Here is a 19,993-nt window from a genome sequence, read left to right as displayed (position 1 = left end):
GCGCCTGCGCACGGACCCCGTTCACCTTGTAGGACGCACCGGGGCACGCACTCGTTGCCTCACGCGCGCGGGCGGCTCGACCGGCGCTCAGTGACCGGTGGCCACCGCGGCCTGCGGGCGGATCGGGAGGCGGTTCACCGGGCGTCCGGTGGCCGCGCGCACGGCGGAGGCGACGGCCGCCGGGGAGGCCACCACCGGGACCGCGCTGACGGCCTTGGCGCCGAAGGGGGCGACCACGTCGCGTTCCTCGACGAGCTTCACGATCCGGATGTCGGGGGTGTCGAGTGCCGTCGGGAGGGAGTAGCCGGTCAGGTCGGGGTGGCGGATCAGGCCGCGGGGGGTGCGGAGGTTCTCCGTGAGCGCGATGCCGACGCCCTGGGTGACGCCCGCCTCGATGCGGGCGGTCAGCTGGGCCGGGTTCAGGACGCGGCCGACGTCCTGGGCGACGGCCAGTTCCACCACGCGTACCGAGCCGATCTCGATGTCGACGTCGACCACCGCGCGGATCGCGCAGAAGGCCATGCCGACGAACGCGTCGCCCTGACCGGCCTCGTCCAGCGGTTCGGTGGGGTGCGGGCGGCACTGGGCGGTGGCCCACAGCTCCTTGCCGTCCAGCGCCTCGGTGACCGTCGTCGACAGCACCCCGTCGTAGGAGGTGATCTTGCCGTCGGCGATCTGGAGCAGCTCCGTGGACATCCCGAACTGGTGGGCCAGCGGCTGGAGGAGCTGGGTGCGGACCATCTTGGCCGCCCGTTCCACCGCGCCGCCCGACACCCACGTGTGCCGGCCGCGGCAGCCCGGCCCCGCCGGGGGCTGGTCGGTGTCGACGGGCGCCACCTGCACCTCGTCGACGCCGAGGGTGTCCTGCACGATCTGCCGGGCCAGGGTGGTGAAGCCCTGGCCGGTCTCGACGGCCGCGCACAGCACCGTCGCCACGCCGTCCTGGACCTTCACGGTGGCCGTGGAGACCTCGTCCGCGCCCTCCGCGCCGAGCATGTGCACCATGCCGATGCCGTAGCCCACTCCCCGGCGCACCGCGCCCGGTTCGCCCGCGCCCTCCGGGCCGCCGGGCAGCAGCCACTCGTCCGCGGGCGTGTCCTTGGGCAGCGCGGGGAGCGGGAAGTCGCGGACCGCCTGGAGGAGTTCGGCGACCGGCGCCGGGCAGGTGACCGTCTGGCCGGTGGGGAGGACGTCGCCGGTGGCCAGGACGTTGCGCAGCCGCACCTCGGCCGGGTCGAGGCCGAGCTTCTTGGCGACCTTGTCCATCTGCGCCTCGTACGCGGCGCAGACCTGCATCGCGCCCTCGCCCCGCACATGGCCGGAGGGCGGGTTGTTGGTGCGCACCGCCCAGCCCTCGATGAAGGCGTTCGGCACGACGTACGGGCCGCAGGCGAAGGCCACCGCGGCGGCCAGGGCGTCGGAGGAGGTGTCGGCGTAGGCGCCCGCGTCGAGCAGGATCTGCGCCTCGACCTTCACGATCCGGCCCTCGGCGTCCGCGTGGTGGCGGTAGCGCAGGAGGGTGGGATGGCGGTGGGTGTGCCCGAGGAAGGACTCCTCGCGCGTGGCGGTCAGTTTCACCGGGCAGCCGGTCTTCAGCGCCAGCAGTCCGAGCGGCAACTGGAAGCCCTGGTCCTCGCGGTCGGCGGTGGCGCCCGGCACTCCGGTGACGACGATCTTCACCTGTTCGGGCGACAGGCCGTAGCAGGCGGCGGCGATGTCGCGGTCGCCGTGCGGGTCGGTGGAGGCCAGGTACAGCTCCACGCCGCCGTCGGGGCGCGGTACGGCCAGACCCGCCTCGGCTCCTATGGGGGCCGGATCCTGGCGGCCGATGCGGTACAGGCCCTCGACGACGATCTCGCCGGCCGCCTCCGGGTCGCCGTGGCGCAGCGGGATGTGCCGGATCAGATTGCCGTCGGGGTGCAGCGGCTCGGCCTCGAAGGCCTGCTCGGGGTCGGTGACCGGGTCGAGCAGCTCGTACTCGACGATGACGGCGGCGGCGGCCATCCGCGCGGTGTCCGGGTGGTCGGCGGCGACGGCGGCGAGCGGCTCGCCGTGGTGGCGTACGGCCTCGGAGGCGAACACCGGACGGTCGGCCTGGCCACCGCGGCCGTGCAGCGGGCTGCCGGGCACGTCCTCGTGCGTGACGACCGCCCGTACGCCGGGCATCTCGCGCGCGTGGGTGGTGTCGATGGACACGATGCGGGCGCGCGGGTGCGGTGAGCGCAGCACCGCGGCCCACAGCAGGCCCTCGGCCCACAGGTCGGCGGCGTACGGGAAGGTGCCCTCGGTCTTGGCGCGGGCGTCGGCGGGCGGCAGGGACGCGCCGAGGCCGTGCGGGATCGGGTCGGGGACGGGGGTCGCCTCCTCGGCGGTCCCCTCGGCCTCCGCAGTCGCGGCGTCGTTGCTCACGCGTGGCCTCCGTCCCGGCCGTGGGTGCCGTGGTCTCCGTGGTCGCCGTAGGGCGGCCGGTCGTGCGGTCCTGGAGCGTCCTGCGCGCCGGGTGGTGGCGGGGAGTCGAACGCCGCCGGGTTGACGCCGCCCGCGCCGGGACCGGCCTGGTGCGGGATGCGGGGCTCCTCGGGGTCCGGTCCGGCCTGAGCGTCGGCGTCGGCGTGCGCCTCGCGTTCGGCGACGACCTCCCGGACCGCCTCCAGGACGCCCCGGTAGCCGGAGCAGCGGCACAGGTTGCCGCACAGGGCCTGGCGGGCCTCCAGCTCGGTCGGGGCCGGGTTGCCCTCCAGGAGGTTGTGCACGGTCATCGCCATGCCGGGCACGCAGAAGCCGCACTGGACGGCGCCGCGCCGGGCGAGCGCCCGCTGCACGTCCGACGGCTGCCCGTCGGTGGCCAGGCCCTCGACCGTACGCACCTCGCTGCCCGCGGAGGTGACGGCCGGGACCAGGCAGGAGGCGACGAGCCGCCCGTCGACCTGTACGTTGCAGGCGCCGCACTCGCCCTGCGAGCAGCCGTCCTTGGCGCCCGCGAGGCCGAGCCGCTCGCGCAGCACGTACAGCAGCGACTCGCCGATCCAGGCGTCGGTGACGGGGCGGTCGGCGCCGTTGACACGCAGCACGTAGGAGGCGAGGGGGTGCTCGTCCTGCGGCCCGGCGGGCGCGGACGGCTCCTGGGCACCGTCGGGGACGCCGTCGGCGGCGGCCTCGGGCCCGTCCGCGTCGCTCCCGGCGTCCGCCGCGTCGCTCCCATGACCGGTCGGGTCGGTCGGGTCGGTCGAATCGATCGGGTCGGACGAGTCGGTCGGGTCCGACGCGTCGGCCAGGACGCCCTGGGGGCCGGCCGAGGACTCGGGCCGCGGTTCTCCCGCGGGTGCCTGCCCGTGTTCCGGGGCGGCCTCGGGCACGCGCTCCCGGCCGGCGGTCGCCGCCCGGTCCGTCACGGGGTCTCCAGCGGCCTCCGGACGGGATCCGGCCCGCGCCTCCTCGCCGGGGCCCGCGGAACGCCCTGCCGGGCCCTCAGGGGCCTCCTCGGGCCCACGGGGTCCGTCGGTGGCGGTCCCGCTTCCGGCGGGGGTCCCGTCGGGCGCCCGTACGCCGGGACCGGCCCCGGCGGCCTCGGCCGCGGGCTCGGTGTCGTCACCGGGCGCGCGGTGATACGAACCGTCGGCGGTACGGGGCCCGTCCGGGCGCACGGCGGGGTCGTGCCCGGACGCGGCCGGTTCGTGCCCGTGCCCCGGCCCGCTCGCGGTGGAGCCGGGTGAGTGCGCGTTCGGGACGGGGTCGGTCCCGGGCGCGGGCGAGCCGGGGCCGTGCGGGCCGACGGCGGCGTCGGGGCCATGGTCCGCGCCGGCGGCGGAACCGGGCCCGCGGCCTTGGGCGCCCGCGGTGGAGCCGTACTCGGGCCCGCCCGCGGCGGCGTCGGGGCCGTGCCCGCCGACGGCGGCGTCGGAATCGGGGTCGGGGTCGGGCCAGGCCGCCCTCGCGGCGGGCCCGGGTCCCCGAGCGGACGCGGTCGAGCCCGGCCCGTGGGAGTCGGTGGCGGAGTCGGACCCGTAGCCCGCGTCGGCACCCGGCCCGGGCCCGCTCGCGCCGGAGCCGTGTCCGTGCCCGCTCGCGGTGGGCCGCTCCTCGTCGGTCGGTCCGGCCGGTCCGGTCCGCGGCGCGTCCTCGCCCCACGGCTGCCCGGCCGGCTGCGTCGCCCAGGGCGCGGGAGCGCCGCCGGGGAGGGTGGCCGGGGCACCGGTGCCCCACTGCTCGGCCAGGGACGACGTGGTGAACTCGCCCGACTCGTCCGGCAGGTCGCCGTCGGCGACGGGGATGGACCACTGCCCGGTCACGTCCTGGCCGGACGCCTGCCGGGCCGCCGCGGCGTCCGCCTCGGCCCGGGACGCCTGCGCGGCCTGCGCGGCCTGCGCGGCCTGGGAGAAGTCCCACTGTCCGGTGGGGCCCGGCTGGTAGGCGAACCGGTCGTCGTGCCCGGGGACGCCCTGCCCGGCGTGCACGTCGTAGGGCGCGGCCCCGCCGTACGGGTCCTGCTGGGCCGGGTAACCGCCGTACCCCTGGTGGGCGGCGGGGTCCTGACCGGCGTCCGGGGCCTGCCACTGGGTGCCGTCCACGGGCGCGGACGGTGCCGACGGTGCCGCCCAGGAGCCGGTGGCGGCGGGGTCGGTGCCGGCGGTGGTGGCGGGCGCGACCGTGATCTGGGGCGGCACGTAGCCGTGTCCGGGCGCGGCGAGCGGGCTGTCGGAGGAGGCGAGGAGCGCGTCCACGCCGCCCTCGGGGAGCTTCACGAAGGCGGTGGCGCCGTCGTCGTAGTCGCCCTGGGGCAGCGGGTCCCAGCGGCTGCCGCCCGGCGGGGTGCCCTGGCCGTGCTGATCGCCGTGCGGGTCGCCGTGCTGGTCGTCGGTCACGACAGGGCCCTCCCCAGTGCTCGTCGGGCCAGCGCGGCGACGGTGCGCCGCAGGTGCAGTACGGCGGGCGGAAGTTGCGGCACGGAGCCGTCCTCGTCCGGGGCCGCGTCGGGGATGCAGGCCGCGGCGACGTACTCGCCGAAGCCGTGCAGCGCCTCGGGGACGACGGCCCGGCCGTTGTCCCAGTCGATGAGCGAGGCCACCCACTGCTCGGCCTCCAGGGGCCGCAGCGGCATCGGCGCGATGGCGCCCACCGCGCACCGCACACCGCGCCTGGCCGGGTCCAGGACCAGCGCCACCGAGGCCGTGGCGCGGCCGGGTCCGGTGCGGCCGGTCGCCTTCAGGAAGACCTGCGGCGCGTGCAGCAGCGGCACGCGCACGTAGCCGATGAGTTCTCCCGCGCGGAGCATCTCCATGCCCGCCAGCAGGTGCGAGACCGGCATCTCCCGGCGGGCCCCGTCCGGGCCCGCGATGATCAGCGTCGCCTCCAGCGCGGCCAGCACCGGCAGCGCGTCCCCGGTGGGGGCGGCCGAGGCGATGTTGCCGCCGAGGGTGCCGGCGTTGCGGATCTGCGGCGGTCCGGCGGCGCGCGCGGCGGCGGCGAGCGCCGGGATGAGCGCGGCGAAGTCGGGGCGGCCCATGCGGGCATGGGTGAGGCCCGCGCCGAGCAGCGCGTGCCCGTCCTGGTACTGCCAGCCGCGGATCTCGCTGATCCGGCCGAGACCCACCAGCGCGGCGGGCCTGAGCTGCCCGGAGTTGACGGCCGCCATCAGGTCGGTGCCGCCCGCGACCGGAACGGCCGCGGGCATCGCGGTGAGCGCCGCCACGGCCTCGTCCAGTGTCGTGGGCAGCGTGACGGCCTGCGCCGCCTGCGGTGCGTGCGTGGTCAAACCGACTGCCCCTTCCCGCTGTCCCACCTGGTCCCGCCCATGTCGCCGTACGGTACGACCTGACAGGGCGGACGTGGCAACTCTGGCACATCTTCGCAGGGCCCGGACGCAGGGGTCCGCTAGGAGGCATTCGCCCGCCTCGTCGGCTAGATGGCCCGTTTTCGCACGGGATCTCCGATGATCGGAGTTACGCGCGATGGGCGCGAGTTGCCACTCTTCGGTGATGTTTAGGGGCGTTTCTCTTACTTGTTCGGCGGCGGCCCGTCCATCGGGCGGCCGAGCACACCGGGCCGCCGCTGCCAGGGCCGCGGGCCGGCCGGCGGGCGGTAGGCGACGCCCAGGGCGTCGAGCCGCCGGTAGTGGGTGGCCATCCGCCGCTCGAAGGCGGCGTAGTCCCGGTCGGCCGGGGCGGGCAGGGCGCTCCAGGCGACCTCGGCGAAGGCGGCGAGCCGCGGGAAGAGCTGGTAGTCCACCCGCTCCTGGTTCTCCGTCACCTCGGTCCACAGGTTCGCCTGGGTGCCGATCACGTGTCCGGACTCCTCGGGGGTCAGTTCCGCCGGAACCGGCTCGAACCGGTAGACGTCCTCCAGGGTGCGCACGAAGGCGATCGGCACGGGTTCGTCCTCGCCGCCGTCCTCCCGGAAGTTCAGGTACACCTGCTGCTCGGGGCACATCACGACGTCGTGCCCCGCGCGCGCGGCGGCGATCCCGCCCGCGTAACCGCGCCAGGAGGAGACGGCCGCGCCCTTGGCGAGTCCGCCCTCCAGGATCTCGTCCCAGCCGATGAGCCGGCGTCCGCGTCCGGCGAGCCAGGTGTCGAAGTGCTGGATAAACCAGGACTGGAGTTCGTCCTCGTCGGCGAGGCCGAGTTCCGCCATCCGCGCCTGCGCGGTGGCCGAGGCCCGCCACTGGTCCTTGGGGCATTCGTCTCCGCCGATGTGGACGAACTCGGAGGGGAAAAGCTCCAGGAGTTCCTCGAACACGCCCTCGTAGAAGCGCAGGGTGTTCTCGGTGGGGGCGAGGACGTTCGGGGATACGCCCCAGGTGTCCCAGACGGAGAGCGCGGTGGTGTCGATCACATCGGTGTTGCCGAGTTCCGGATACGCCGCGATGGCCGCCTGCGAGTGTCCGGGCACGTCGATTTCGGGGACGACGGTGATGTGCCGCGCGGCCGCGTAGGCGACGATCTCCCGGATGTCCTCCTGCGTGTAGTAGCCGCCGTGGGGTTTGTCCTCCCACAGCGGCGAGGCCCGGTGACCGAATTTCGTGCGCGAGCGCCAGGAGCCGGTCTCGGTGAGCTTCGGGTGGCGTTTGATCTCGATGCGCCAGCCCTGGTCGTCCGTCAGGTGGAAGTGCAGGACGTTGAGTTTGTGGGCGGCCATCAGGTCCAGCTGGCGCAGGACGCCGTCCTTCGGCATGAAGTGCCGCGAGACGTCCAGCATCAGGCCGCGCCAGCCGAAGCGGGGCGCGTCCTCGATACGGCCCAGGGGCAGCCGCCACCGGCGGCCGGGCAGCGGGGCGCGCCGGAAGGCGTCCGGGCCGAGCAGCTGGCGCAGGGTCTGGGCGCCCCAGAAGAGTCCGGCGGGACCGCCGCCGGTGAGCCGCACCCCGTCGGGGGCGATGTCGAGGCGGTAGCCCTCGTCGGCGAGTTCCCCGTCGAGGGACAGCCGGACGACGCCGCCGCCCCCCGCGCCGGGTGCCAGCGGCAGGCCGGTGGCCGCGCCCAGGGTGGCGCGCAGCCAGCGCTCGGTGTGCCCGGCGCCCTCGTCGGCCACCAGCCGGGTGTCGGGGCCGAGGTCGAAGTAGGCGTCCTGGGCCACCGCGTGCCGCGGCCGGGGAATCACGTCGGCCGCGTCCGTCACGTGCGTCACGTCCGTCACGTCCATCAGGTCCGTCACGTTGTCAGTCCTTTACCGCTCCGCCGAGGCCGGAGACGAGTCGTCGTTGTACCAGTACGAAGAAGACCAGCACCGGAATCGTCATCACCGTGGACGCGGCCATGACGCCGCCCCAGTCGGGATCGTCCGGCTTGTAGAAGACCAGCAGCGCCATCGGCAGCGTCGACTGGGAGGTGTCACTGATGATGAACGACTTGGCGAACAGGAAGTCGTTCCAGGTCGAGATGAAGGAGAAGACGCTGGTGGCCACGAGCCCCGGGAAGACCAGCGGGAAAAGGATCTGCCAGAGAAAGCGGCTCCGGCTCGCCCCGTCGATGTAGGCGGCCTCCTCCAGGGCCTCCGGCACCGCTTTCACGAAGCCCCGCAGCATCCAGATCGCGAAGGGCAGCGAGAAGGCGATGTGGGGCAGGATCAGCGAGCCCAGCGTGTTCAGCTGGCCGAAGTCCCGCATGAGGAAGAACAGCGGGATCGTGAGCGCCTCCACGGGCACCATCTGGGCCACCAGGAACATGATCAGCAGGGTGGTCCGGAAACGGAACCGGAAACGCGTCACCGCGGTCGCCGCGAGGAACGCGATCAACGCCGAGGCGATCACCACGGAACCCGCCACGATCAGGCTGTTGAGAAAGTAGCGGCCGAATTCCTGCTGTTCGAACACCCGCCGGAAGGAGTCCAGCGAGGGGGCCAGCGTCCAGGGCCTGGGCTCGCTCGACTCGATCTCCCCGGCCGGCTTGAAGGCGCTCAGCACCATCCAGTACAGCGGGAAGGCGACGACCACCGCGATCAGCAGCGCGGACACCTCGGCCGCGAGCCGCCACGGACGGCGCACCCGCGCACGCAGAAGATTCACAGCTCCTCCCCCTGGCGGCGCAGCAGCCGCAGGTAGACCAGCGTCACCGCGAGCAGGATCAGCAGCATGACCACGCCGATCGCGGAGCCGAGGCTGTACTGCGAGGACGCGAAGGCCTTCTGGTAGGCGTAGACGTTGAGGACCATGTTCTGGCCGGCGATGCCGCCGCCGCCCGTCATGACGTAGATCTGGGTGAAGACCTTGAAGTCCCAGATGACCGACTGGATGGTGACGACCACCAGGATCGGCCGGAGCATCGGCGCGAGCACCGAGCGCCAGATCCGCCACTGCGAGGCCCCGTCCAGCGCGGCGGCCTCCAGCACCTCGGACGGTACGGACCGGATCCCGGCGTAGACGGTCACCATGACGAACGGGAAGGAGCACCAGACCACTTCGAGCAGCACGAGCAGGAAGGCGCTGTAGCGCCCGTACGTCCAGGAGTGGTCGCCGAGGCCCAGCATCCGGTTGACGGGCCCGAAGTCCGGGTCGAACAGCAGCAGCCAGACCGTCGACCCGGTCACCGCCGGGGTCGCCCACGCGCCCAGCCCCGCCAGCATCAACGCCAGCCGCGGCACGGCCCGCACCCGCGTCAGCAGCACGGCGAGCGCGCACCCGACGGCCAGCGTGGACACCACACAGGCGGCCGCGAACACGATGGTGGCGAGCAGCACCCGCCAGAACTCCCCGTCCCCGAACAGCTCGGCATAGTTCCCGAACCCCTGAAAGGTCGCCGGCTCCCCACCACTGACCTGAGCCTGCGTGTACTCCAGAAACGAGATCAGCCCAAGCTGATAAACGGGGTAAACCAGCAGCCCACCAAGGACCACAAGAGCAGGCGCGAGATATATCCAAGGGGTAGCAGAGGAGCGCCCAAAGGGGCGCGGGGAACGGCGCGACAAGCCACGACGCACCGTCACCCGCCCACGCACCGCCCCCTTCGAGCTACTAGGCGACACAGTCATCCGGCGGAGCCAAACGCATCGTCCATCTTCGCCGCCGCGTCCCCCGCCGCAGCGCCCACGTCCTTCTTGCCGCTGACCACCTCCTGGAACATCGTCGGCAGCACCAGCGAGGAATCGATCGTCGCCCACGCGGGAGACGCCGGGACGAACTTCGTGCCCGCGGCGAGCGTGTCGACGAACGGCTTCACGAACGGCTCCCTGGCCGCCACCTGCTGCCGTACGTCCGTGAAGGTCGGCAGGAAGCCCATCGCGTCGAACAGTTCGCCCTGCGCCTTCTTGGACGCGAGCCGCTTCATCAGGTCGACGGCGAGGGTGCGGTGCGAGGTGCTCTTCAGGACGCCGATGTTGTTGCCGCCCGCGAAGGCGGGGGCGATGGAGCCGGGTTCGACGCCGGGCAGCGGCACCACCGCGTACTTGCCCTTCACGGCACCGGCCTCCATGGCCTGGTGGCTGAAGTCGCCGCCGATGGCCATGGCCGCCTTTCCGGAGGCGAAGGCGGTGACGGTGTCGTTGCCGGTCATGCCGGCGCACTTGGCGGCGGGGCAGTTGGCGTCCCCGAACAGGGACGTGTACGCCTTGATGCCCTTCTTGGCGGCGGCGCTGTCGATGGCGGAGGCGTAGGAGCCGCCCTTGCCGGTGGCGATGTCACCGCCGTTGGCCCAGATGAACGGCATCGCGCCGTAGGTGTAGGCGCCGCCGACCGCGATGCCGTAGAGGTCGGGCTTCGCGGCCCGGACCTGCTTGGCGGTGGACGCCAGTTCGGCCAGCGTCCTGGGGGCCTTGAGGCCCAGTTCGTCGAAGACGTCGGTGCGGTAGTAGAGGGCGCGGACGCCGACGAAGTAGGGGGCGCCGTAGACCTTTCCGTCCACGGTGACCGACTGGCGGGCGGTGGGGTCGGCGTCCTTGGCCTCGTCCCAGGCCGCGAACTCCTTGGATATGTCGGCGAGTCCGCCGTCCTTCACATAGCCGGCGGTGTCGGTGTTGCCGAACTCGATGACGTCGGGGGCGCTCTTCGGGTCGTTGAAGGCGGCCTTGATGCGCTGGGCGCGGGTCTCGACCGGGATGTACTCCACGGTGACCTTCGTGTCCGCGTGCGCCTTCTCGAAGTCGGCGAGGGCCGCGTCGACGACCTTCTCCTTCGGCTTGTTGTTGACCTCCTGGAACAGCCAGACGCGCAGGGTGCCGCTCTTCTCGTCCTTGCCGGAGGAGGAGTTGTCGGACGCCTGGGGTGCGCAGGCCGTCGCGGCGACGACGGCCGCGGCCAGCAGTACGGCAAGGCGGGGGGCGAGCTTCATGGAGTCTTTCCTCCGGACGTGCGTTGCAACATATGCAATGACGGTTTCGCTCTGCACAACACCCAGGAGCGTAGGGAGACATGAACCTGTCCACAAGAGGTCTGAACCAATTCGTAAACCTCTTTGTTAATCAGCCCCCACGCACGAAGGCCCCCGGAGTGTGCGCGGGCACACTCCGGGGGCCTTCGGGAAGATCTGAGGGGTCTGTACGGGCAGCGGCGCCGCTTCCCGGCGCCCGGCGCCTACTTCTTGTCGCCGCCCTTGCCCTCGTCCCCGCCGCCGCTCATGGACTCGTAGATCTCCTTGCACATGGGGCAGACGGGGTACTTCTTCGGGTCGCGGCCCGGCACCCAGACCTTGCCGCACAGCGCCACGACGGGGGTGCCGTCGAGGGCGCTCGCCATGATCTTGTCCTTCTGGACGTAATGCGCGAAGCGCTCGTGATCGCCGTCGCCGTGGGACGTCTGCGGCGCCGGCTCGACGAGGGTTCCCGTACCTGTCCCGCGCTCGGGCTCGAGAGTGCTCATAACGGCCAAGGGTACTGAAGCTCACACGCTTCAGTTGAGCGAAGGGTCGTCCGGATACGTCGCCACCATCGCCAGGTCGCCCCGCTGGCGGCGCAGCACCTCGCGCCAGAGTCTCTCGGGGAACGGCGAGGAGACGTCACCCGGCTCGGACTCGACCACGTACCAGGCGCCCTCGGTCAGCTCGTCCTCCAGCTGGCCGGGCCCCCAGCCCGCGTACCCGGCGAAGATCCGCAGGGCGCCCACGGCGGACGCCAGCAGCTCCGGCGGCGCCTCCAGGTCCACCAGGCCGATCGCGCCGTGCACCCGGCGCCAGCCCAGCGGCGCCCGCTCGCCCGACGCCCCGCCGGGGACGACGGCGACGCCGAGGGCCGAGTCCAGGGACACCGGGCCGCCCTGGAAGACGACGCCCGGCTCACCGGCCAGGTCCGCCCAGCCCTCCAGGATGTCGCCCACGTCGACGGGCGTGGGGCGGTTGAGGACGACACCGAGGGAGCCCTCCTCGTCGTGGTCGAGGAGGAGCACCACCGCACGCTCGAAGTTCGGGTCCGCCAGGGCGGGCGTTGCCACGAGCAGTCGCCCCGTGAGCGAGGACACCTCGGTCATGCCAGACATGATCCCGCATGTTCCCCTCCGGTGGGGAGGCAATCGGGGGCACGGGAGTGAACACGCACCCGCGCACGCCCCTCGATCGTGACCCCCCGTACGCGCCGGTGAACACCGCGTGTTGTGACAAATCCATGACGTTGCCGGACCGTGCGGAGGCGCATGGATGGGGGGTACAAGACGATTACCCTTTCCCTTCTGGCCCCTGCCCAACCCCACGGAACGCGAGATTCATGACCGTCAACGGCGCTGATGACGTACTGCTTGTCCACGGCGGAACCCCGCTGGAGGGCGAGATCCGGGTCCGCGGTGCGAAGAACCTCGTGCCGAAGGCAATGGTGGCCGCCCTGCTGGGCAGTGCGCCGAGCCGGCTGCGCAACGTGCCGGACATCCGCGACGTGCGGGTCGTACGCGGACTGCTGCAACTGCACGGGGTGACCGTCCGTCCGGGCGAGGAGCCCGGCGAGCTGGTGATGGACCCGACCCACGTGGAGAGCGCGAACGTCGCCGACATCGATGCCCACGCGGGCTCGTCGCGCATCCCGATCCTGTTCTGCGGCCCGCTGCTGCACCGCCTCGGGCACGCCTTCATCCCGGGTCTGGGCGGCTGCGACATCGGCGGCCGGCCCATCGACTTCCACTTCGACGTGCTGCGGCAGTTCGGCGCGACGATCGAGAAGCGGGCGGACGGCCAGTACCTGGAGGCTCCGCAGCGGCTGCGCGGTACGAAGATCAACCTGCCGTATCCGTCCGTCGGCGCGACCGAGCAGGTGCTGCTGACGGCCGTGCTGGCCGAGGGCGTCACGGAGCTGTCCAACGCGGCGGTCGAACCGGAGATCGAGGACCTGATCTGCGTCCTGCAGAAAATGGGCGCGATCATCGCGATGGACACCGACCGCACGATCCGCGTCACGGGCGTGGACGAGCTGGGCGGTTACACCCACCGTGCCCTCTCGGACCGCCTGGAGGCCGCCTCCTGGGCCTCCGCGGCCCTGGCCACCGAGGGCAACGTCTACGTCCGCGGGGCCCAGCAGCGCTCGATGATGACGTTCCTGAACACCTTCCGGAAGGTGGGCGGCGCCTTCGAGATCGACGACGAGGGCATCCGCTTCTGGCACCCGGGCGGGCGGCTGAAGTCCATCGCCCTGGAGACGGACGTGCACCCCGGCTTCCAGACCGACTGGCAGCAGCCGCTGGTGGTGGCCCTGACGCAGGCCACCGGGCTGTCCATCGTCCACGAGACGGTGTACGAGTCCCGGCTGGGCTTCACCTCGGCGCTCAACCAGATGGGCGCCCACATCCAGCTCTACCGCGAGTGCCTCGGCGGCTCGGACTGCCGCTTCGGCCAGCGCAACTTCCTGCACTCGGCCGTCGTCTCCGGACCGACCAAGCTGGAGGGCGCCGACCTGGTCATCCCCGACCTGCGCGGCGGCTTCTCGTACCTGATCGCCGCCCTCGCGGCCCAGGGCACGTCCCGGGTCCACGGCATCGACCTGATCAACCGCGGCTACGAGAACTTCCTGGACAAGCTCGTCGAGCTGGGCGCGAAGGTGGAACTCCCGGGCAAGGCCCTCGGCTAGACACCTCGCGGAAACGCCGATGGGGCGGGCACCCAACTCGGGTGACCGCCCCATCGGCGTTACGTCGAACGCCCCAAAGGGGCGCGGGGCTGTATCGACTTGCGGCTCCGCCGCGCGGACGCGACCAGCCACAACCGGCCCGCGGCCATACGACGACCCGCAGACCCGCAGCCCCGCAGTCCCCCGGCGCTGAAAGCGGAGCGCTTACTTACCCTTGGCGGCTTCCTTGAGCTTCGAGCCCGCGGAGACCTTGACGCTGTAGCCGGCCGGAATCTGGATCGGCTCGCCGGTCTGCGGGTTGCGGGCGGTGCGAGCGGCACGGTGGGTGCGCTCGAAGGTCAGGAAGCCGGGGATGGTGACCTTCTCGTCGCCCTTGGAGACGATGTCGCCGACAACCTCGGCGAAGGCGGCCAGCACGGCGTCGGCGTCCTTGCGGGTCACCTCGGCGCGGTCGGCCAGGGCGGCCACCAGCTCACTGCGGTTCATGTTGTTACTCCCGTGTTCTTCTTGCCGTTGAGGCGTGCCACGCGGCGGAGCCGCATGTTGGGCACAGCGATGCCGATGCTGCCAGGGCCCTCTGACATTCCCCGGACCCGGGTCGGTCGTCAGACCCTCGCGCCCAGGGAGGCATCCTGCCTCCACCTGCGGCGGTAAAGCCAATCCGGCACCCCCAGGAGTCGTGAGAACACCCTTGGGAGTCACACGCCGAGAGGGCCTGAGCCTTGCGCAACCCTAGAGGGCGATCCGAGGCCCGACATCCCGCGACGCGCCGGAGGGGCGGCCTGCCGTGGTGATCCTCACCACCACGCCACAGGCCGCCTTCCCCGACCGGGGGAAACTACGCCACCACTCCGGCGGCCTTCGCCGCGTCCCGCACGGCGCCCGCGACGGCACCGGCGACCTTGTCGTTGAAGACGCTGGGGATGATGTAGTTCGGGTTGATCTCGTCCTCGGTCACCACGTCCGCGAGGGCGTGTGCGGCCGCGAGCATCATCTCGGTGTTGACGGTGCGGGACTGGGCGTCCAGCAGGCCGCGGAAGACACCCGGGAAGACCAGCACGTTGTTGATCTGGTTCGGGAAGTCCGAGCGGCCGGTGGCGACGACCGCGGCCGTCTCCCGGGCGATCGCCGGGTCCACCTCGGGGTCGGGGTTCGCGAGCGCGAACACGATCGCGCCGTCGGCCATGGCGGCCACGTCCTGGCCGTCCAGGACGTTGGGGGCGGAGACGCCGATGAAGACGTCGGCGCCGTGCACGGCCTCCTTGAGGGTGCCGGTGAGGCCCTCGGGGTTGGTGTTGTCGGCGATCCAGCGCAGGGCCGACTCCGGGGCGGCGTCCACCAGGTCGGCGCGGCCCGTGTGCACGACGCCGTGGATGTCGGCGACGACGGCGTTCTTGACCCCGGCGGCGAGCAGCAGCTTGAGGATGGCCGTACCGGCCGCGCCGGCGCCGGACATGACGACCCGTACGTTCTCGATGGGCTTGCCCACCACGCGCAGGGCGTTGGTCAGGGCGGCCAGGACGACGATGGCGGTGCCGTGCTGGTCGTCGTGGAAGACGGGGATGTCGAGGGCCTCGCGCAGCCGGGCCTCGATCTCGAAGCAGCGGGGCGCGGAGATGTCCTCCAGATTGATGCCGGCGAAGCCCGGGGCGATGGCCTTGACGATCTCGACGATCGCGTCGGTGTCCTGGGTGTCCAGGCAGATCGGCCAGGCGTCGATGCCGGCGAACCGCTTGAACAGGGCCGCCTTGCCCTCCATCACCGGCAGCGCGGCCTTCGGGCCGATGTTGCCCAGGCCCAGGACGGCGGAGCCGTCCGTCACGACCGCAACCGAGTTGCGCTTGATGGTGAGGCGGCGGGCGTCCTCGGGGTTCTCGGCGATCGCCATGCAGACCCGCGCCACGCCGGGCGTGTAGACCATGGACAGGTCGTCGCGGTTGCGGATGGGGTGCTTGGACTGCATCTCGATCTTGCCGCCGAGGTGCATGAGGAAGGTACGGTCGGAGACCTTGCCCAGGCTGACGCCCTCGATGCCGCGCAGCTGCTCGACGATCTCGTCGGCGTGGGCGGTCGAGCCGGCCGCGATGGTGACGTCGATGCGGAGCTTGTCGTGGCCCGAGGCCGTGACGTCGAGGCCGGTGACCGAGCCGCCCGCGGACTCCACCGCCGTGGTGAGCTGCGAGACGGCGGTTCCGCCGGCGGGCACCTCCAGTCGGACCGTCATCGAGTAGGAGACGCTGGGCGCCGTTGCCATGGCCGACTTCCTCTGCTTTCACCGTGTAACTGGGTTGTGCCGTCCGATCGTCGCACCTACCACTGGGTACGCGGTAGCCGCCCCGGATTGCGAACTTTTTGTTCGCTCCGATTTCGGAAAACGACTTCCACCATACGAGAAGTAGCCCGTCGGGGGAAGGGGGCACCGGACGCGGCGGGCGGGACGCGCCCGGACCGCGGAAGGAACGCGGAAGGAACGCGGAAGGAACCCGCGGGACGGGAATTGTCTTGCGGGGATCGTTTGTTACCTTGGACGTGGCACCGGCTCGATCCAAGCCCCCGGGCCCAACCTTCGTCGCTACGAGCGACCACTTGCCGCGAGGCGAGCATGGCGGGTCGGTGCCACTTGAACGCAGCGGAGGCCCGCGCCGGGACGGCGCGGGCCTCTCGCGTGACCGGGGGCGCTCAGTCGCGCAGCAGGTCCGGCACCCCCGAGGCGTCCGGCTCGTCCCGTTCGCCGGAGACGACCGTCAGCTGCTGGGTGGCCCGGGTCAGGGCGACGTACAGCACGCGCAGTCCGGCGGGCGACTCGTCGGCGATCTCGGCCGGGGAGACCACGACCGTGGCGTCGTACTCCAGGCCCTTGGCCTCCAGGCTGCCCAGCGCCACCACGCGGTCGCCGAGCCCGTCCAGCCAGCGCCGGGCCTCCTCGCGCCGGTTCATGGCGACCACGACGCCGACGGTGCCGTCGACGAGGCCGAGCAGCCGGGCCGCCTCCGCGCGGACCGTCCGGGCGAGGGATTCCTCCACCACCGCGAAGCGCGGTTCGACGCCGGTCGAACGTACGGCCGACGGGGACGGCGAGCCGGGCATGGCAAGCGCCAGGACCTTCGCCGCCAGCTCGGCGATCTCGGCCGGGTTGCGGTAGTTCACGGTCAGCTCGAAGCGGCGGCGCGGGCGGGTGCCCAGAGCCTCGTCACGGGCGGCGGCCGCCTCGTCGGGGTCGGACCAGGAGGACTGGGCCGGGTCGCCGACGACCGTCCAGGTGGCGTGCCGGCCGCGGCGGCCGACCATCCGCCACTGCATGGGGGTGAGGTCCTGTGCCTCGTCGACGATGACGTGCGCGTACTCGGTGCGCTCCTGCGCGAGGCGCTCGGCGCGCTCCCACTGGGTCTCCTCGCGCTGCGGCATCAGCTCCTCCAGGCCGGTGAGCTGGTCCAGCGGGTCCTGCTCGCGCCGCTTGCGGGGGCGGGCCGGGGTGCCGACGATCGCCTGGAGTTCGTCGAGCAGGGCGATGTCGTGCACGGAGTGGCCCTCGCGCCGCAGCGAACGGGCCACCTTGCGGACCTCGCCCGGGTTCAGCACGCGCCGGGCCCAGCGGCCCAGGCGGCGCTCGTCCGCCATGGCGGCCAGCACGGCGCCCGGGGTCAGCTCGGGCCACCAGGCGTCCAGGAAGCCGGTGAAGGAGTCCTCGGAGCTGACGTCCTCGTCGAAGGAGGAGCGCAGCTCGGCGGCCAGCTCGGGGTCGCTGTGCCGGGCCCCGGCGCCCGACTTCTCCCACAGGGCGTCCAGGAGCAGCCGGCGGGCGCGCGGACGCAGCAGGTTGACGGGCGCGGTGCCGCCGAGGACGGTGCGGCGGATGCCGGCCAGCTCCTCGGCCTCCAGCTCGAGGCGGCGGCCGAAGGCGACGACCCTGAGCAGCACCGGCGAGTCGGCCGGCTCCAGCGCGCCGCGCGCGGCCCTGCGCAGTACCCGGAGCATGCGGGCGGAGCCCTTGGCCCGGGCGGTGGCCGGGGAGTCGTACAGCGTGGCCTCCGCTCCCGCGGCGTCGTCGGCCAGCGCACCGATCGCGCGGATGGCGACCTGCCCCTCCTCGCCCAGGGAGGGCAGCACGCCCTCGGTGTACGCCACGAGCAGCGGCGTCGGCGAGACGATCAGGATGCCGCCCGCGTACCGGCGCCGGTCCTGGTAGAGCAGGTACGCCGCCCGGTGCAGCGCGACGGCGGTCTTGCCGGTGCCGGGGCCGCCCTCGACGTAGGTCACGGAGGCGGCGGGGGCGCGGATCACCCGGTCCTGCTCGGCCTGGATGGAGGCCACGATGTCCCGCATGGAGTGGGTACGGGCCTGGCCGAGGGCGGCCATCAGGGCGCCGTCGCCGACGACGGCCAGCTCCTCGCCGTCCAGCCGGGCCGTGATCTCGGGCCGCATCAGGTCGTCCTCGACGCCGAGGACGCGCCGCCCCTTGGAACGGATCACCCGGCGGCGCACGACCCGGCCCGGGTCGACCGGCGTGGACCGGTAGAAGGGGGCGGCGGCCGGCGCCCGCCAGTCGATGACCAGCGGCGCGTAGTCCTCGTCCAGGACGCCGATGCGGCCGATGTGCAGGGTCTCGGCGATGTCGGCCGTGTTGTCGGGCCCGAGGGCGCCCTCGGCGGGCTCGACGGCCGTGTACGCGCCGTCCGGGCCCTTCTTGCCGTCCTTGCCGAGGAGCAGGTCGATGCGGCCGAACAGGAAGTCCTCGAACTCGTTGTTCAGGCGGTTGAGGTGGATGCCGGCCCGGAAGACCTGCGCGTCGCGCTCGGCGAGGGCGCCGGGCGTGCCGACGTGGCCGCGCTGGGCGGCGTCGTGCATGAGGAACTCCGCCTCGTGGATCTTCTCCTCGAGGCGGCGGTACACGCGGTCGAGGTGCGCCTGTTCCACGTCGATCTCTCGGTCCCGTACGGAGTCCGCCCGTGCGGCGTCCCTGCGTGCCGGGTCGTGCTCCGAGTCGACCGCTGAATCCTGTTGAGCCTGTGCGGCCACCGGGCCCCCTTCTGACGTGCTGGGCAGCCGTCAAAAATACGCGAAGGGGGCCCGGGAAGCTACGGCGCGCCCGCGGCCCGCGCTACGCGTCGACCTCCACGAGCCGCTTCCCGTCGAAGGTCATGACCTCGAAGTGGGAGATCTGGTTGGGTTCGAAGGCGGCGCCGCCGTGCACGTAGAGCGGCTTCCTGGCCTTCTCGGTGGTGGCGCCCGGGATGCCGTAGCCCCAGTCGGGGACCGTCCAGGAGGTGAGCGTCTCCCGCTCGCCGTTCTTGCCGACGGCGACCAGGGAGCACTTCTGGGGGCCCTTGAGGTTCTTCAGCTCCAGGACCGTCTCGGTGCCCCAGGCCTTCTTCTCCAGGGCCACGGTCGCGCTGACCCGCGTGCCCGGGTCGGTGGCGGTGACCCGGTCCGGCATGGCGGCGAAGGCGGACTCGGCGGGGCTCGCGGCCTGCTGCGTCGCCTCGGTCCTGCGGCCGCCGCCGTCGTCACCGCCGCCGCCCCCGCCGCCCGTGGTCGCCACGGCGGCGAACGGGCCGCCGATGATCAGCGCGGCCGCGGTGCCCACCAGGTAGAAATTGCGGCGGCGTTTGCTCGCGCGGCGTTCGGCGACCTCGTCGACGAGCTTCTCCGAGAGCCGCGCGCTGGGCTTCACGGTGAGCGACTCGGCGACGGCGGGCGTCCCGGTGCCCGGCAGGTCCGCGAGGGCCGCCATCATCGGCTCCATGCCGGCCAGCTCGTCGAGCTGCTGGGCGCACCACTCGCAGGTGGCGAGGTGGGCCTCGAAGGCCGTCGCCTCGGCGTCGTCGAGGATCCCGAGGGCATAGGCGCCGACGGTCTCGTGCTCGTTCGGCGCCGGTGTTCCCTGCATGGGGACAGAGTTACCCGTGTCCCCCGGGCCGAATCCCTGTACTCCCCCGTAGCCGCTCATCACGCCGTCACCCCCCGCTCCTCCAGAGCCAGCTTCATCGAACGCAGGGCGTAGAACACCCGGGAGCGAACGGTGCCGCTGGGTATGCCCAGTGTCTGCGCCGCCTCATTGACGGTACGCCCCTTGAAGTACGTCTCGACGAGGACCTCCCGGTGGGCCGGGGTCAGGTCGTCGAGCGCGTCCGACAGCGTCATCAGCCACAGCGCCTTGTCGATCTCGTCCTCCGCGGGGATGACCTCCAGCGGCGACGGATCGACCTCCTGCGGCCGGGCCTGCCGGCTGCGGTGGCCGTCGATGACGATGCGACGCGCGACCGTCACCAGCCAGGGGCGTACCGATCCGGTCGCACGGTTGAGCTGACCGGCGTTCTTCCAGGCACGGATGAGCGTCTCCTGGACGACGTCCTCGGCGCGCTGGCGGTCCCCCGCGACCAGCCGCAGCACGTAGGCCAGCAAGGGGCCGGCGTGCTCGCGGTACAGCGCGCGCATCAGCTCCTCGTCGGGTTCCGAGGACGTCTGCGACATGCGATGTCGGGCCCTCGCACCACGTTCATTGGCCACGACGGAATCCTTGCGCACG

15 protein-coding genes are annotated in these 19,993 nt (G+C 72.6%); 1 reads left to right on the top strand and 14 read right to left on the bottom strand.

The genetic code is table 11. The annotated features are described in order from the left end of the window. Positions 1-87: 87 nt before the first annotated feature. From ACFV9J_RS03335 to ACFV9J_RS03295, 9 genes are all read right to left on the bottom strand, one after another. Positions 88-2,409 (bottom strand): xanthine dehydrogenase family protein molybdopterin-binding subunit, encoded by a 2,322-nt coding sequence (locus tag ACFV9J_RS03335; protein WP_385349120.1) that lies wholly within the window; start codon positions 2,407-2,409, stop codon positions 88-90. After that, positions 2,406-4,862, bottom strand: coding sequence for a 2Fe-2S iron-sulfur cluster-binding protein (locus ACFV9J_RS03330; RefSeq protein ID WP_385349117.1), 2,457 nt, complete (start codon positions 4,860-4,862; stop codon positions 2,406-2,408). Before ACFV9J_RS03330 ends, ACFV9J_RS03335 begins: the two co-directional genes overlap by 4 nt. Then, the gene (locus ACFV9J_RS03325) at positions 4,859-5,752 is read right to left on the bottom strand and encodes a xanthine dehydrogenase family protein subunit M (RefSeq protein ID WP_052841719.1); all 894 of its coding nucleotides are present in this window, start codon (positions 5,750-5,752) and stop codon (positions 4,859-4,861) included. The genes ACFV9J_RS03330 and ACFV9J_RS03325 overlap by 4 nt, the downstream gene beginning before the upstream one ends. A 242-nt stretch (positions 5,753-5,994) precedes the next feature. Then, positions 5,995-7,638: a beta-N-acetylhexosaminidase gene (locus ACFV9J_RS03320; protein WP_385350080.1), complete on the bottom strand. Its 1,644-nt coding sequence runs from the start codon at positions 7,636-7,638 to the stop codon at positions 5,995-5,997. Positions 7,639-7,654: 16 nt separating this feature from the next. After that, a complete protein-coding gene (locus tag ACFV9J_RS03315; protein ID WP_385349114.1) occupies positions 7,655-8,500 on the bottom strand; it encodes a carbohydrate ABC transporter permease in 846 nt (281 codons plus the stop codon). Next, positions 8,497-9,462: a carbohydrate ABC transporter permease gene (locus tag ACFV9J_RS03310; RefSeq protein WP_385349111.1), complete on the bottom strand. Its 966-nt coding sequence runs from the start codon at positions 9,460-9,462 to the stop codon at positions 8,497-8,499. Before ACFV9J_RS03310 ends, ACFV9J_RS03315 begins: the two co-directional genes overlap by 4 nt. Continuing rightward, positions 9,459-10,757, bottom strand: coding sequence for an extracellular solute-binding protein (locus tag ACFV9J_RS03305; RefSeq protein ID WP_385349109.1), 1,299 nt, complete (start codon positions 10,755-10,757; stop codon positions 9,459-9,461). Before ACFV9J_RS03305 ends, ACFV9J_RS03310 begins: the two co-directional genes overlap by 4 nt. A gap of 242 nt (positions 10,758-10,999) precedes the next feature. Beyond that, the gene (locus ACFV9J_RS03300) at positions 11,000-11,284 is read right to left on the bottom strand and encodes a DUF3039 domain-containing protein (protein ID WP_356858584.1); all 285 of its coding nucleotides are present in this window, start codon (positions 11,282-11,284) and stop codon (positions 11,000-11,002) included. 30 nt (positions 11,285-11,314) lie between these two features. After that, entirely contained in the window at positions 11,315-11,887 is a 573-nt protein-coding gene (locus ACFV9J_RS03295; protein WP_385349106.1) for a YqgE/AlgH family protein, read from the bottom strand. 233 nt (positions 11,888-12,120) lie between these two features. Here ACFV9J_RS03295 and murA point away from each other — a divergent pair, with 233 nt between their 5' ends. Continuing rightward, on the top strand, positions 12,121-13,467 hold the full coding sequence (gene murA, locus ACFV9J_RS03290) for a UDP-N-acetylglucosamine 1-carboxyvinyltransferase (RefSeq protein WP_385349103.1): 1,347 nt from the start codon (positions 12,121-12,123) through the stop codon (positions 13,465-13,467). Positions 13,468-13,671: 204 nt separating this feature from the next. Here murA and ACFV9J_RS03285 read toward each other — a convergent pair whose 3' ends face one another. The 5 genes from ACFV9J_RS03285 to ACFV9J_RS03265 form a co-directional block, all read right to left on the bottom strand. Continuing rightward, positions 13,672-13,953, bottom strand: coding sequence for an HU family DNA-binding protein (locus ACFV9J_RS03285; RefSeq protein ID WP_003950507.1), 282 nt, complete (start codon positions 13,951-13,953; stop codon positions 13,672-13,674). Between the two features lie 352 nt (positions 13,954-14,305). Next, entirely contained in the window at positions 14,306-15,721 is a 1,416-nt protein-coding gene (locus ACFV9J_RS03280) for an NAD-dependent malic enzyme (RefSeq protein ID WP_385349097.1), read from the bottom strand. A 425-nt stretch (positions 15,722-16,146) separates the two neighbouring features. Next, positions 16,147-18,483, bottom strand: coding sequence for a HelD family protein (locus tag ACFV9J_RS03275; protein WP_385349094.1), 2,337 nt, complete (start codon positions 18,481-18,483; stop codon positions 16,147-16,149). Between the two features lie 82 nt (positions 18,484-18,565). Continuing rightward, a complete protein-coding gene (gene rsuA, locus ACFV9J_RS03270) occupies positions 18,566-19,354 on the bottom strand; it encodes an anti-sigma U factor RsuA (RefSeq protein WP_385349091.1) in 789 nt (262 codons plus the stop codon). Positions 19,355-19,413: 59 nt separating this feature from the next. Beyond that, positions 19,414-19,938 carry a sigma-70 family RNA polymerase sigma factor gene (locus tag ACFV9J_RS03265; protein WP_166661591.1) on the bottom strand — a complete coding sequence of 175 codons (525 nt, stop codon included), beginning with the start codon at positions 19,936-19,938 and terminating at the stop codon, positions 19,414-19,416. Between the last annotated feature and the right edge of the window lie 55 nt (positions 19,939-19,993).

The organism is Streptomyces sp. NPDC059906 (assembly GCF_042730645.1).
Classification (GTDB): domain Bacteria; phylum Actinomycetota; class Actinomycetes; order Streptomycetales; family Streptomycetaceae; genus Streptomyces; species Streptomyces rubrogriseus.
Note: the sequence above shows the minus strand (reverse complement) of the source record. Positions and strands in the feature narration are given on the sequence as shown.

Bases quoted from the DNA above. Each gene is read 5' to 3' on its own strand.
- ACFV9J_RS03320 (WP_385350080.1), bottom strand. From the start codon at position 7,638: ATGGACGTGACGGACGTGACGCACGTGACGGACGCGGCCGACGTGATT.
- ACFV9J_RS03305 (WP_385349109.1), bottom strand. From the start codon at position 10,757: ATGAAGCTCGCCCCCCGCCTTGCCGTACTGCTGGCCGCGGCCGTCGTC.
- rsuA (WP_385349091.1), bottom strand. From the start codon at position 19,354: ATGCAGGGAACACCGGCGCCGAACGAGCACGAGACCGTCGGCGCCTAT.
- murA (WP_385349103.1), top strand. From the start codon at position 12,121: ATGACCGTCAACGGCGCTGATGACGTACTGCTTGTCCACGGCGGAACC.
- ACFV9J_RS03280 (WP_385349097.1), bottom strand. From the start codon at position 15,721: ATGGCAACGGCGCCCAGCGTCTCCTACTCGATGACGGTCCGACTGGAG.
- ACFV9J_RS03285 (WP_003950507.1), bottom strand. From the start codon at position 13,953: ATGAACCGCAGTGAGCTGGTGGCCGCCCTGGCCGACCGCGCCGAGGTG.
- ACFV9J_RS03295 (WP_385349106.1), bottom strand. From the start codon at position 11,887: ATGACCGAGGTGTCCTCGCTCACGGGGCGACTGCTCGTGGCAACGCCC.
- ACFV9J_RS03300 (WP_356858584.1), bottom strand. From the start codon at position 11,284: ATGAGCACTCTCGAGCCCGAGCGCGGGACAGGTACGGGAACCCTCGTC.
- ACFV9J_RS03265 (WP_166661591.1), bottom strand. From the start codon at position 19,938: ATGTCGCAGACGTCCTCGGAACCCGACGAGGAGCTGATGCGCGCGCTG.
- ACFV9J_RS03310 (WP_385349111.1), bottom strand. From the start codon at position 9,462: ATGACTGTGTCGCCTAGTAGCTCGAAGGGGGCGGTGCGTGGGCGGGTG.